Here is a 12,948-nt window from a genome sequence, read left to right as displayed (position 1 = left end):
ATCTTGGTGTCCGCCGTCCTCCCCGGGGGTGTTTCTACACCCCGGCCGGTGGAGGGGAGGCACCGGCCGGGCCGCGGGGGTGGCGGAGGGCGAAGAGGCCGCCGGATCAGGCGACTTCGGCCACCGTCGGGCACAGGGCAAGCAGTTCGTCCGGCCGCTGCAGGGCCGCGTCGGGGTCGGCGGCGAGGAGTTCGGCCGCGTCGCACTCGCCCCACAGCGCGGCCACCGTGTCGACACCGGCCGCGCGGGCCGCCGAGATGTCGGTGACGGCGTCGCCCACCATCATGGCCTCCTCGGGACGGGCACCGAGCAGCTCCAGCGCACGCAGCACGATGTCCGGCGCGGGCTTGGCCCGGGCCACCTCGTCGGAGCCGAGCACATGGTCGAAGTGGTGCAGGACACCGAGGGTCTCCAGCAGGTGCCGGGCCCGGGCGCCGGCCTTGCCGGTGGCGATGGCGGTACGGAAGCCGCGCTCGCGCAGCTCCTCCAGCACCGGGGTGACACCGGCGAACAGCGGAACCCGGCCGGCCAGCCGGTAGCTCTCCCGGACGAAGGGTTCCTCCATCTCCAGCGGCAGCCCCATGAGTTTCATGATGTCGGGAAAATATCGGCCGAGATGGCGCTCGTACTCCTCGAAGGGAGCCTTTCCGTCGCCGATGACCTCGGCATAGGCGATCGTGAATGCCTCCCGCATGACCGGGAAACTGTCCACGATCACACCGTCGAGATCGAAGACGACCACGCTCTTGGGGTGGCTGAACGGGCCGTCGGTCGGGTCGGCGGCCCCGGTCGTGTCGGGGGCGAAGGCGATACCGGACTGCATGGGGATCTCCCTGACGTCGATATGTCGGTGCACGGCATGTCGGTGCGCGGCGGGGCCGGGAGCGCCGCGGGGCACTCCACGGCCGGCCGCACGGAGCTGGTGATGTCGGGCGGGTTCACACGGCGGCGGGCACCGCCGGCGCGGGCCGGTCCCGGCGCGCGGAGGCGTAGAGCCGTTCGATGACGCCGATGGTCCGGCGGGCCTCGGCGACGGCCCGGCCCTGGTAGCCGGGGTCGGTGAGCAGCCGGGGCAGGGCGTCGAGCTGACGGTCGTACTCCGCGCCGACCGATTCCTCCTCGAACGGGACCGGCACGGTGTCACCGGCGCTCACCAGCACCAGTTCGGAGCCGCCCGCGCGGTTGGGGCTGAAACCGAAGGTGCACCGCAACGAGATCGCCGCCGCGCTGCCCTCGACGCGGATCACGGTGGTGTCGAGGGCCTCGTGCGAGGCCCAGCTGGCCCGCAGGGCCACCGACACTCCGGTGGAGGTGACCAGGAAGCCCCGCGCGGTGTCCTCGACGTCCCCGACGCCGGCCGGGGCCCGGCCCTCCCCGTGCCGCCAGGAGGTGCCGTGCGCGGCCGCGTTGAGGAAGTCGCCGGAGACGGAGCCGACGACCTGGTCGTAGTCGACGTCGCCCAGCAGCGGGGTGACCGTGTCCAGCAGATGCCAGCCCAGGTCGACCAGGGCCCCGCCGCCGGACAGATCGCCGCGGGTGAACCAGCCGCCCGCGTCCGGCACCCCCTTGGCCCGCACCCAGGACACGTCGATGTGCCGGATCTCCCCGGCCTTGCACGCCACGGCGGCACCCAGCGCGGCGACGTCCGCGCGGTAGCGGGCGGCACTGCCCGCGAGCAGCACGGCACCGGCCTCCCGCTCGGCCGCGGCCAGCCGCACCGCCTCGGCGGAGGAGAGACAGACGGGCTTCTCCAGGAAGACCGGCACCCCTCGCCGCAGCAGACCGGTGGCCACCGGAGTGTGCAGATGATTCGGTACGGCGACCACGGCGAGGTCCGCCAGGTCGGTGGTCACGTCCGCGACGTCGGCCAGCACCCGGATGTCCGGCCAGGCCGCCGCGGCGGCCTCGCGGGCCGCCGGTGACGGGTCGGCCACCGCCACCACCTCGTACGCCGGGTGCGCGACCAGCCGGGACAGCCAGATCTCCCGCCCCGCCCAGCCGAGCCCCACGACGGCCACGCGCGGGCGCGTGGTCACAGCGTCGCCAGGGTGTCGGAGAGGATGTCGGCGATCTGGTGCATCTCCCGCTCCCCGGCCAGCAGCGTGCGGTGGTGCAGCCAGACGGCGTCGGCGTACACCGCCTCGGTGTTCGGGCAGCGGGCGGCGATCGCCTCGACACTCTCCTCGGGCGCGCCGGTCTCCCAGAAGCCGTCCGAACGGTAGATCGCGCGGAACGCCGCGAAGGCCGGCAGCCCGCGCGCGATCAGCGCGTCGACCAACTGGTTGCGGCGCTCGGCGGTCATGCCGGGAACGCGGAACATCGCCATGTAGTGCGGGTTGCGGGTGACCCGCTCGTCGATGGTCTGCGGCTGTACGCCGTCGATCCGGTCCAACAGCCCCGACAGCACCGGCCAGTTGCGCTCCCGGGTGTCGATCTGGCCGCCGAGCCGGGCCAGTTGGGCACGGAGCACGCTCGCGGAGAACTCGTTCAGCCGGAAGTTGGAGCCCGAGGTCTTGTGGAAGTAGTAGCGGTCCGTGCTCGGCCGGCCGCAGCTGTGCCGCAGGAAGGCCTGCTCGCGCTGCTCGGCGTCCACGAAGGTGACGAGACCGCCCTCGCCCGCCGTCATCAGCTTGCCGTTCTGGAAGCTGAACGCGGCGACCGCGCCCAGCTCGCCGACCTTCCGGCCCGCCCACTCCGCGCCGTGCGCGTGCGCGGCGTCCTGGATCAGCGGCACCCCGCTGTCCGCGGACAGCTTGCCCAGCGCGTCCATGTCGCACATCTGGCCGGCCATGTGGACCGGCATGATCGCCGCGGTGCGCGGGGTGATCGCGTTCGCGGCGGCCACCGGGTCGATGTTGTAGGTGTCCGGGTCGATGTCCACCGGCACGGCGACGGCACCGAGCCGCTGGGCCGCCTGCGACGAGGAGATGAAGGTGAACGCCGGCACGATCACCTCGGTGCCGGGGCCCACGCCCAGGACCTGCAGGGCGAGTTCGAGGGCGTGCGTGCCGTTGGTGACCGCCAGGGCGTGCGGGGTGCCGTGGTAGGAGCCGAACTCCTCCTCGAAGGTGTCGACCTCGCTGCCGCCCATCCGCCACCACTGGCCCTGTTCGAGAGCGCGAATGAGACCGGTGCGCTCCTCGTCCCCGAACTGCGGCCATACCGGGAATTCAGGGGTCGGCCGAGAATTCTGAGTCATTTCTCTTTCGCTCCTTCGCAGACAAAAGCTGTGCCCCGAATCTACCGGGGCCGAAGTGAGCGGGTCATCCCCCTAGGGGACCCCTATATCCCCCTTGTCAAGGGTCTCGACAGGGAATCTCAATTCCTCCCCGCACGGCATTGCTCTAGCTTTTTCAGTAGTGCAGTCACCTGGAGGCGACATGAGCGAGCTGCTGCTCCTGAACGGGCCGAACCTCGGCATTCTCGGGCGTCGTGAGCCCGAGATCTACGGCACGGAGACCCTCAACGACATAGCCGAAGCGGTGGCGGACGAGATCGCCGACCGCGGCTGGAAGGTGAAAAACATCCAGCACGATTCGGAGGCGGAACTCATCCGCGCAATTCAGGACGGCTATGACACGGTGGGTGCCATTGTCAATCCTGGAGCGCTTATGATCGCGGGCTGGAGTCTGCGGGACGCACTCGCCAGTTACCCGCGTCCCTGGATAGAGGTGCACATTTCCAATATCTGGGCGCGGGAATCCTTCCGGCACGCCTCGGTGATCGCCCCGATCGCCGACGGCCTGATCGCCGGCCTCGGCTCCACGGGCTACCGGCTCGCGGCCCGGGCCCTGCTCGCCCTGACCCCGGCCGAGGTCCGGTGAACACGGCCGCACCGGTGCACGGCCGCCCGACGCCGGGCGGCCGTGCGGCCACCGACCCGTGGATACGGCGCTTCCAGCCGGCCCCCGACGCCCCCGTACGGCTGGTCTGCCTGCCGCACGCGGGCGGTTCGGCCGCGCTCTACGTCCCGTTCGCGCGCGCCCTGTCCCCGCTGGCGGACGTGCTGGCGATCCAGTACCCAGGCCGCCAGGACCGTCGCGCCGAGCCGGGCATCACCCGCCTCGACCACCTGGCCGACCTGGTGGCCGACGCGCTGGCCCCCTGGGCGGACCGCCCCCTGGTCGTCTTCGGGCACAGCATGGGCGCCCTCCTCGGCTACGAGGTGACGGCCCGTCTCGAATCGGCGGGCACCCCGCCCCGGGCCCTGATGGCCTCGGGCCGCCGCGCCCCCTCCCGCCACCGTGCGGAGTCGGTCCATCTGCGCACCGACGACGGGGTCGTCGCCGAACTCAGGCGACTGGGCGGCGTGGACCCCGCCTTCCTCGACGACCCCGAACTCCGCGCGATGATCCTCCCGTCGGTCCGCACCGACTACGAGGCGATAGAGACCTACCGCCACCCACCCCGCCCGCCCCTGAACACCCCGCTCACGGTCCTCACCGGCGACACGGACCCCCAGGTCACCCCGGACGAGGCCCAGTCCTGGTCCCACCACACCACGGCCGACTTCACCCTGCACACCTTCACGGGCGGCCACTTCTACCTCAACGAACACATGCCCGAGGTGCTGGAGGTGCTGCGTGGCGTCCTGACGTGAAGCGCGGGCGGGCCGCCGGTCGGGGTTCCGGACATGGCCCAGGAAACGCGTGTGGCCTGGTGCCGTTCTGGCGCCAGGCCTCATCGGTGGAAGATCGAGCAGTCACGGGGTGCCGGACTGCTCGCCGTACGGATGCCCGGCTCGGGCCGCGATCGCGTGCGGCCGGGGCGTGGGACGGGACGGAGCTGGGGTGGAGACGTGCCCGTGAGGGAAGGTCAGGCGTCGGGGATGTCGGCCTTGGCGCGGATCAGGGTCTCCCGGCTGACGACGACGATGCGTTCGTAGTCGGCTCGGGAGGCGTCTGCCGGCAGTTCACGCTCCAGCGCCTCAGTGGCCTCGGTGCCGATGATGGCGAAGTTGCCGTCACTCAGTTCGAAGAGGTCGGGGCAGTTCGCTCCTGAGGCGCTGCCTCGGGCACTTGGAGGCACACCGATGCGGCGCACGATCTTCAAGGGGTTACCGGTCCTTACACAAGATTTGGGCAGTGGCGCGAGCAGGCTACTGGGGCAGCCGGTGCCTGTGCGCCTGCATCGCCGAAAGTCACCCGAACCGAGCCTGTGCTGCCCACGGGGTTGACCGGATCCCCTGTGGCGATCAGTCGGGCGGCGGGCTGTCCCCGCCCACCACCCACCACTCGTCCGTGTCGGCGTCGTCAAGTTCCTTGATGAGACCGTCCACCACGCGACCGAGCCGGGCTTCGTCGGACTGCTTCTTGAGCGTCGCGCGCTGCCCCTTGGAGGCTTCCCAGTACTCGCGCATCAGAGGGTTCTGGAACAGCTCGCGTGCGTGACCGTAGAACCCCTCCTGGTCGATGATCCCGGCACGGTAGAGGTGGTAGAGGTTGATGTACCAGGCATTGGCGTAGAGGTACTGCCGTCGCTTCCCCGCGGGAATGCTCGAGTCGTAGGTGTCGATCACGGCGGCCAGCGAAGGATCGTCGATCGCCCTGGACAGCAACTCCCAGTGCATGCGCTGCTGGTGTGCCTGGGCACTGCGGCGAGCGGCGAGTTCCTCCAGTGCCAGCCGCTTCACCTGCAACCGCTCCGATTCGAGCCGCCGGCGACCCGCGGCCAGGGTGATTCCGGCGCTGGCGAGCACCAGACCGGCCGCGGCGAACCCCAGCCTTCCCACGACGTTCCTCTGTGTGATCATGTCAACCCCCGAATCAGGCGGCCGTTCCGCCGGTCGTCGGTTTTCGGGTCGACGGATGGGGACCGGCGAGCGGTGGGCGGCGCTTGCCGTCTCCCAGAGTGCCGAGCGGCTCTGATCGGCGGGGGAGGCGGAGAGGAGGCGCACGGAGGGAAGCGAGGGTCGCACGAACCGGCGCCTTCCCCAACGTCTGCCCCGCAAGTGCTGCTAACAATCGTTCACTTCGCAGTGATTGTTCCGGCTCGTATCCTGTGTCGGCAGTCAATCTTCGTACGCGCGCCGCATCCGCGATCCGGCGTGCGCACAGGCGCGAGAGAGGTACGACGGTGAACCGCAGCCCGCAGCAGATCCCGGTCCTCGTCCTGGCCGGCTTCCTCGGTTCGGGCAAGACCACTCTGCTCAACCACCTCCTCCACCGCAGCGGCGGCAGCCGGATCGGCGCGATCGTCAACGACTTCGGGGCCATCGAGATCGACGCCATGGCGGTGGCCGGCGCACTCGGCGACTCCACCGTCTCCCTCGGCAACGGCTGCCTGTGCTGCGCCGTCGACGTCAGCGAACTCGACCAGTACCTCGACCGGCTCGCCCGCCCCGCCGCCGGCATCGACGTCATCGTCATCGAGGCCAGCGGACTCGCCGAACCCCAGGAACTCGTCCGCATGGTCCTCGCCAGCGAACTGCCGGGAATCGTGTACGGAGGTCTCGTCGAGGTCGTCGACGCGGCCGAGTTCGACGACACGCGCGCGAAGCACCCCGAACTCGACCGGCATCTCGCCCTCGCCGACCTCGTGGTGGTCAACAAGCTCGACCGCGCGCCCGACGGCGACCGTGTCCTCGGGCTCGTCCGGTCCCTCGTGGACCATGCCGCCGTCGTCCCCGCCTCCTACGGCCGCGTCGACCCCGAGTTCCTCTTCGACTGCCGGCCCAGCGAGGAACGCATCGGGCAGCTCTCCTTCGACGACCTGCACACGCACGGGGAGCACGGCGAACACGACGCGGACGACCACACCGGTCACCTCCACACCGCGTACGACACCCTCTCCGTCAGCTCCGAAGTCCCCATGGACCCGCGCCGGTTGATGGCCTTCCTCGACAGCCGGCCCGAGGGGCTCTACCGCATCAAGGGGTACGTCGATTTCGGCGCCCACGACACCCTGAACCGGTACGCCGTGCACGCCGTCGGGCCGTTCCTGCGCTTCTACCCCGAGCCCTGGCCCGCGGGCGGCGCACCACGCCTCACCCAGCTCGTCCTGATCGGCTCCGGCATCGACGCGGCCGCCCTGCGCAAGGAGTTGGAGGCCTGTACGAGCGACGCCCCGCACACCGCCGACGAGCACGGTATGTGGGGCGTCCTGCGCTACGTACAGGAACCGGAGGACGTAGAAGATCCGGAGGACGTACGGGATCCGGGAGAGGACCTCGTAGAGCCCTCCCGGGACCCGTCCTGACCGGACCCGTCAGACCGGTCCCGCCACCACCGCCACCGTCTTCGCGAGGGACACGCCCGAGCCGTCGCGGCGCGGGTCGATCTCGGGGAGGTCGGCCGGAGTGCCGTTCTTCTGGGCCGCCTTGGCCGGGTTGGGGCCCGCCCAGGCCAGGGAGAGGCAGTCCTCGCCCTTGAGGAACCGCTGGCAGCGGACGCCTCCGGTGGCGCGGCCCTTGCGCGGGTACTGGTCGAACGGGGTCAGCTTGGCCGTCGTCTGGACCGAGTCGTCGAGCGTGCCGCGCGAGCCCGCGACCGTGAAGACGATCGCGTCCGCGGCCGGGTCGACGGCCGTGAACGAGATGACCTTCGCGCCGTCCGTGAGCTTGATGCCCGCCATGCCACCCGCCGGTCGGCCCTGGGGCCGGACGTGCGCGGCCTGGAAGCGCAGCAGTTGGGCGTCGTCCGTGATGAAGACCAGGTCCTCCTCGCCGGTGCGCAGCTCGACCGCGCCGACGATGCGGTCGCCGTCCTTGAGCGTGATGACCTCCAACTCCTCCTTGTTCGTGGGGTAGTCGGGGACCACGCGCTTGACCACGCCCTGCTCGGTGCCGAGCGCCAGACCGGGGGAGGACTCGTCGAGCGTGGTCAGGCAGACCACCGTCTCGTCGCCCTCCAGGGAGACGAACTCCGTCAGGAGCGCCCCGCCGGACAGGTTCGGCGCCGCCGCCGTCTCCGGGAGCTGGGGCAGGTCGACCACGTTGATCCGCAGCAGTCGGCCGCTGGACGTGACCGCGCCGATCTCCCCGCGCGCGGTGGCCGGCACCGCCGAGATGATCACGTCGTGCTTGGCGCGTCTGCCGTCGGCGTCCTCCGGGAAGGGCTCGCCGTTCGCCGTGCGGGCCAGCAGGCCCGTCGAGGAGAGCAGCACCCGGCACGGGTCGTCGGCGACCTGGAGCGGCACGGTGGCCGCCGGGGTGCCCGAGGACTCCAGCAGGACCGTGCGCCGCTCGGTGCCGAACTTCTTGGCCACCGCGGCCAGTTCGGTGGAGACCAGCTTGCGCAGCTCCGTGTCCGAGTCCAGGATCCGGGTCAGCTCCGCGATCTCCGCGATCAGGCGGTCCTTCTCCGACTCCAGCTCGATGCGGTCGAACCGGGTGAGGCGGCGCAGCGGGGTGTCCAGGATGTACTGCGTCTGGATCTCCGACAGGGCGAAGCGCTCCATCAGGCGCTCCTTCGCCTGCGCGGAGTTGTCGCTGGAGCGGATCAGCCGGATGACCTCGTCGATGTCGACGAGCGCCGTCAACAGGCCTTCCACCAGGTGCAGTCGGTCGCGGCGCTTGGTGCGGCGGAACTCGCTGCGGCGGCGAACGACCTCGAAGCGGTGGTCGAGGTAGACCTCAAGGAGTTCCTTGAGGCCCAGGGTGAGGGGCTGACCGTCCACCAGCGCCACGTTGTTGATGCCGAAGGACTCCTCCATCGGCGTCAGCTTGTAGAGCTGCTCCAGGACGGCCTCCGGCACGAAGCCGTTCTTGATCTCGATGACCAGGCGCAGGCCGTGGGCGCGGTCGGTGAGGTCCTTGACGTCGGCGATGCCCTGGATCTTCTTCGCGCCGACCAGGTCCTTGATCTTGGCGATCACCTTCTCCGGGCCGACGGTGAAGGGCAGTTCGGTGACGATGAGGCCCTTGCGGCGGGCGGTCACGGTGTCGATCTCGACCGTGGCGCGGATCTTGAAGGTGCCGCGGCCGGTCTCGTACGCGTCCCGGATGCCGGCGAGGCCGACGATGCGGCCGCCGGTGGGCAGGTCGGGGCCCGGGACGTGCTTCATCAGGGTGTCCAGATCCGCGTTCGGGTAGCGGATCAGGTGGCGGGCGGCGGAGATGACCTCGGCGAGGTTGTGCGGCGGCATGTTCGTCGCCATGCCGACGGCGATGCCCGACGAGCCGTTCACCAGCAGGTTCGGGAAGGCGGCCGGCAGGGCGACCGGTTCCCGCTCCTGGCCGTCGTAGTTGGGGCTGAAGTCGACCGTGTCCTCGTCGATCGACTCCGTCATGAGGCTGGTTGCCTCGGCCTGCCGGCACTCCGTGTACCGCATGGCGGCCGGCGGGTCGTCGTTGCCGAGCGAGCCGAAGTTGCCGTGGCCGTCGACGAGCGGCACACGCATGGAGAACGGCTGGGCCATGCGCACCAGGGCGTCGTAGATCGACGCGTCGCCGTGCGGGTGCAGCTTGCCCATGACCTCGCCGACCACGCGCGCGCACTTCACATAGCCGCGGTCGGGGCGCAGTCCCATCTCGTTCATCTGGTAGACGATGCGGCGGTGCACCGGCTTGAGACCGTCCCGGGCGTCCGGCAGGGCTCGGGAGTAGATGACCGAGTACGCGTACTCGAGGAAGGAGCCCTGCATTTCGTCGACGACGTCGATGTCGAGGATCTTCTCCTCGTACGAGTCGTCGGGCGGCGGGGTCTTCGTACTACGGCGGGCCATCGCTGCCGGCTCCTCTTTTCTGGTAGCTCGCCTACGGGTCGCTCACGTCGGGCCGCGTCCCTCCGGCTCACTCTTGCTGAAGCGTGAACGGTATCTGACGCGACCATTGTGGACCGCGGCACTGACAACCCGGACGAGGACCCGACATCGACCCTTGTGCCCGGCGTGCCCGCAGGCTACGCGATCCGCTCTGGGCGTACGTCCACCGGGAACTTCGCCGACCGTCCGCACGCTTGCATACAGTGGCAGGACCGGCAGGAAAACCCCGTTTCCCACCGCAGCATTCGCGATCGAAGGGACGTACATGCCCATGGGTCACACGGCCACGGACCAGGCAGACACCGGCGGCCTGACAGCGACCGAGCACCGCCTGGCCAACGGCCTGCGCGTGGTGCTCTCGGAGGACCACCTGACCCCGGTCGCGGCGGTGTGCCTCTGGTACGACGTCGGCTCGCGCCACGAAGTCAAGGGGCGCACGGGTCTTGCTCACCTTTTCGAGCACCTCATGTTCCAGGGCTCGAAGCAGGTGAAGGGCAACGGACACTTCGAACTGGTGCAGGGCGCGGGCGGTTCGCTCAACGGCACCACCAGCTTCGAGCGCACGAACTACTTCGAGACCATGCCCACCCACCAGTTGGAGCTCGCCCTCTGGCTGGAGGCCGACCGCATGGGCTCCCTGCTCGCCGCCCTGGACGAGGAGTCCATGGAGAACCAGCGGGACGTGGTGAAGAACGAGCGCAGGCAGCGTTACGACAACGTCCCCTACGGCACGGCGTTCGAGAAGCTGACCGCCCTCGCCTACCCGGAGGGCCACCCCTACCACCACACCCCGATCGGCTCGATGGCCGACCTGGACGCGGCCACGCTGGAGGACGCGCGCGCGTTCTTCCGCACGTACTACGCGCCCAACAACGCCGTTCTGTCGGTCGTCGGCGACATCGACCCGGAGCAGACGCTCGCCTGGATCGAGCGGTACTTCGGGTCCATCCCGGCGCACGACGGCAAGCCCGTCCCGCGTGACGGCGCGCTGCCCGACGTCATGGGCGGGCAGTTGCGCGAGGTCGTCGAGGAGGAGGTGCCGGCGCGCGCCCTGATGGCCGCGTACCGGCTGCCCGAGGACGGCACGCGCGCGAGCGACGCGGCCGACCTCGCGCTGACCATCCTCGGCGGCGGCGAGTCGTCCCGCCTCTACAACCGCCTTGTGCGGCGCGACCGTACGGCTGTCGCGGCCGGCTTCGGTCTGCTGCGGCTGGCCGGCGCGCCCTCCCTGGGCTGGCTGGACGTGAAGACGTCCGCCGAGCACGAGGTGCCGGAGATCGAGGCCGCCATCGACGAGGAGCTCGCCCGGTTCGCCGAGGAGGGCCCCACGGACGAGGAAATGGAGCGCGCCCAGGCCCAGTTGGAGCGCGAGTGGCTGGACCGGCTCGGCACGGTCGCGGGCCGCGCCGACGAACTGTGCCGGTACGCCGTCCTGTTCGGCGACCCGCAGCTGGCCCTGACCGCCGTGCAGCGCGTCCTTGAGGTGACTCCGCAGGAGGTCCAGGAGATCGCCAAGGCCCGGCTGCGCCCCGACAACCGCGCGGTGCTCGTCTACGAACCCGTCGCCGCCGAGCACGCCGAATCCGCCGAGCCCACCGAGAACGAGGAGGCGGCCAAGTGACCGAGCTCGCCGCGATGGAATTCCACCCGCAGCCCCAGGCGGGCGAGGCCAGGCCGTGGGCGTTCCCGGCCCCCGAGCGCGGGACGCTCGACAACGGCCTGACGGTCCTGCGCTGTCAGCGCCCCGGCCAGCAGGTCGTCGCCGTGGAGGTCCTCCTCGCGGCGCCCCTGGAGGCCGAGCCGGCCGGTCTGGACGGCGTCGGCACGATCATGGCGCGCGCCTTCTCCGAGGGCACGGACAAGCACTCCGCCGAGGAGTTCGCGGCCGAACTGGAGCGCTGCGGCGCGACCCTGGACGCGCACGCCGACCACCCCGGCGTCCGGATCAGCCTCGAAGTGCCCGCCTCGCGCCTGACCAAGGCCCTCGGTCTGCTGGCCGACGCCCTCAGGGCGCCGGCGTTCGCGGACAGCGAGATCGAGCGCCTGGTCACCAACCGCCTCGACGAGATCCCGCACGAGTTGGCCAACCCCTCCCGGCGCGCCGCCAAGGAGCTCTCCAAGGAGCTCTTCCCGGCGACCTCGCGCATGTCGCGCCCGCGCCAGGGCACCCAGGAGACCGTCGAGAACATCGACTCGGCGGCCGTACGCGCCTTCTACGAGAAGCACGTCCGCCCGGCCACCGCCACCGCCGTGGTCGTCGGCGACCTCACCGGGATCGACCTGGACGAGCTGCTCGGCGACACCCTCGGCTCCTGGACCGGCTCCTCGGCCGAGCCGCGTCCCGTGCCGCCGGTGACCGCCGACGACACTGGGCGCGTGATCATCGTCGACCGCCCCGGCGCCGTACAGACGCAGCTGCTCATCGGCCGCGTCGGCCCGGACCGGCACGACCGCGTGTGGCCCGCGCAGGTGCTCGGCACGTACTGCCTGGGCGGCACCCTCACCTCCCGCCTGGACCGCGTCCTGCGCGAGGAGAAGGGCTACACCTACGGCGTACGGGCGTTCGGGCAGGTCCTGCGGTCCGCCCCGGACGGCACCGGGGCCGCGATGCTCGCCATCAGCGGCTCCTTCGACACCCCGAACACCGGCCCGGCGCTGCAGGACCTGTGGACGGTGCTGCGCACGCTCGCCGAGGGCGGTCTGACCGACGCCGAGCGCGATGTCGCCGTGCAGAACCTGGTGGGCGTGGCGCCGCTGAAGTACGAGACCGCGGCGGCCGTGGCGAGCACGCTGGCCGACCAGGTCGAGCAGCACCTGCCCGACGACTACCAGGCCACGCTGTACCGGCAGCTCGCCGCGACCGGCACCGTGGAGGCCACCGCGGCCGCCGTGAGCGCCTTCCCGGTGGACCGTCTGGTGACCGTCCTGGTCGGTGACGCGGCGCAGATCAAGGAGCCCGTGGCGGCTCTCGGCATCGGCGAAGTCACCGTCGTCGCGGCCGAGTAGGGCCGGGCGGAGGCGGAGCGAGCGCCACGCGCGCGTAAGGGGCCCTGGTGACGGAAGCGTCACCAGGGCCCCTGTATGTCCGAATTGAGGGAGAGGTTGCCTGTCTGCCCTGTGGCATGCGCTACAAAAGCCGTGATCCGTTTGGGCCCTGACCCGTCGCCACAGGATCGCGATCGCCGGTGTCGCCACCCTCGGTGCCGCCTCCCTCGCGTTCTCCGCCGTGCCCGGCAACGCGGAGAC

11 protein-coding genes are annotated in these 12,948 nt (G+C 70.8%); 5 read left to right on the top strand and 6 right to left on the bottom strand.

The window, feature by feature from the left end:
* Positions 1-106: 106 nt before the first annotated feature.
* The 3 genes from ACWDR3_RS44790 to ACWDR3_RS44780 form a co-directional block, all read right to left on the bottom strand.
* Positions 107-823, bottom strand: a complete 717-nt coding sequence (locus tag ACWDR3_RS44790; protein ID WP_450358454.1) for an HAD-IA family hydrolase — start codon at positions 821-823, stop codon at positions 107-109.
* 115 nt (positions 824-938) lie between these two features.
* Entirely contained in the window at positions 939-2,036 is a 1,098-nt protein-coding gene (locus ACWDR3_RS44785) for a Gfo/Idh/MocA family protein (RefSeq protein WP_450358453.1), read from the bottom strand.
* Positions 2,033-3,199: a DegT/DnrJ/EryC1/StrS family aminotransferase gene (locus ACWDR3_RS44780; protein ID WP_450358452.1), complete on the bottom strand. Its 1,167-nt coding sequence runs from the start codon at positions 3,197-3,199 to the stop codon at positions 2,033-2,035. Before ACWDR3_RS44780 ends, ACWDR3_RS44785 begins: the two co-directional genes overlap by 4 nt.
* Positions 3,200-3,380: 181 nt before the next feature.
* Here ACWDR3_RS44780 and ACWDR3_RS44775 point away from each other — a divergent pair, with 181 nt between their 5' ends.
* Both ACWDR3_RS44775 and ACWDR3_RS44770 read left to right on the top strand, forming a co-directional pair.
* Complete coding sequence (locus ACWDR3_RS44775) at positions 3,381-3,824, top strand: type II 3-dehydroquinate dehydratase (RefSeq protein ID WP_450358451.1); 444 nt, start codon at positions 3,381-3,383, stop codon at positions 3,822-3,824.
* Positions 3,821-4,600: a thioesterase II family protein gene (locus tag ACWDR3_RS44770; RefSeq protein WP_450358450.1), complete on the top strand. Its 780-nt coding sequence runs from the start codon at positions 3,821-3,823 to the stop codon at positions 4,598-4,600. The genes ACWDR3_RS44775 and ACWDR3_RS44770 overlap by 4 nt, the downstream gene beginning before the upstream one ends.
* A 215-nt stretch (positions 4,601-4,815) precedes the next feature.
* Here the strand turns inward: ACWDR3_RS44770 and ACWDR3_RS44765 are convergent, their stop codons facing one another.
* Together ACWDR3_RS44765 and ACWDR3_RS44760 are read right to left on the bottom strand one after the other, a co-directional pair.
* Positions 4,816-5,052, bottom strand: a complete 237-nt coding sequence (locus tag ACWDR3_RS44765; RefSeq protein WP_450358449.1) for a hypothetical protein — start codon at positions 5,050-5,052, stop codon at positions 4,816-4,818.
* A gap of 142 nt (positions 5,053-5,194) precedes the next feature.
* Positions 5,195-5,752, bottom strand: a complete 558-nt coding sequence (locus ACWDR3_RS44760) for a DUF6082 family protein (protein ID WP_450358448.1) — start codon at positions 5,750-5,752, stop codon at positions 5,195-5,197.
* 323 nt (positions 5,753-6,075) lie between these two features.
* Here ACWDR3_RS44760 and ACWDR3_RS44755 point away from each other — a divergent pair, with 323 nt between their 5' ends.
* On the top strand, positions 6,076-7,197 hold the full coding sequence (locus ACWDR3_RS44755; protein WP_450358447.1) for a CobW family GTP-binding protein: 1,122 nt from the start codon (positions 6,076-6,078) through the stop codon (positions 7,195-7,197).
* Between the two features lie 9 nt (positions 7,198-7,206).
* Here ACWDR3_RS44755 and ACWDR3_RS44750 read toward each other — a convergent pair whose 3' ends face one another.
* Complete coding sequence (locus tag ACWDR3_RS44750) at positions 7,207-9,663, bottom strand: DNA gyrase/topoisomerase IV subunit A (protein WP_450358446.1); 2,457 nt, start codon at positions 9,661-9,663, stop codon at positions 7,207-7,209.
* A 304-nt stretch (positions 9,664-9,967) separates the two neighbouring features.
* Between ACWDR3_RS44750 and ACWDR3_RS44745 the strand changes: the two genes are divergently transcribed.
* Both ACWDR3_RS44745 and ACWDR3_RS44740 read left to right on the top strand, forming a co-directional pair.
* Positions 9,968-11,323 carry a M16 family metallopeptidase gene (locus ACWDR3_RS44745; RefSeq protein ID WP_450358445.1) on the top strand — a complete coding sequence of 452 codons (1,356 nt, stop codon included), beginning with the start codon at positions 9,968-9,970 and terminating at the stop codon, positions 11,321-11,323.
* Positions 11,320-12,708: a M16 family metallopeptidase gene (locus ACWDR3_RS44740; RefSeq protein ID WP_450358444.1), complete on the top strand. Its 1,389-nt coding sequence runs from the start codon at positions 11,320-11,322 to the stop codon at positions 12,706-12,708. The genes ACWDR3_RS44745 and ACWDR3_RS44740 overlap by 4 nt, the downstream gene beginning before the upstream one ends.
* The last annotated feature ends 240 nt before the right edge of the window (positions 12,709-12,948 follow it).

It is taken from the genome of Streptomyces sp. NPDC001002, assembly GCF_053599215.1.
This window is presented reverse-complemented; position numbering and strand designations above follow the sequence as displayed.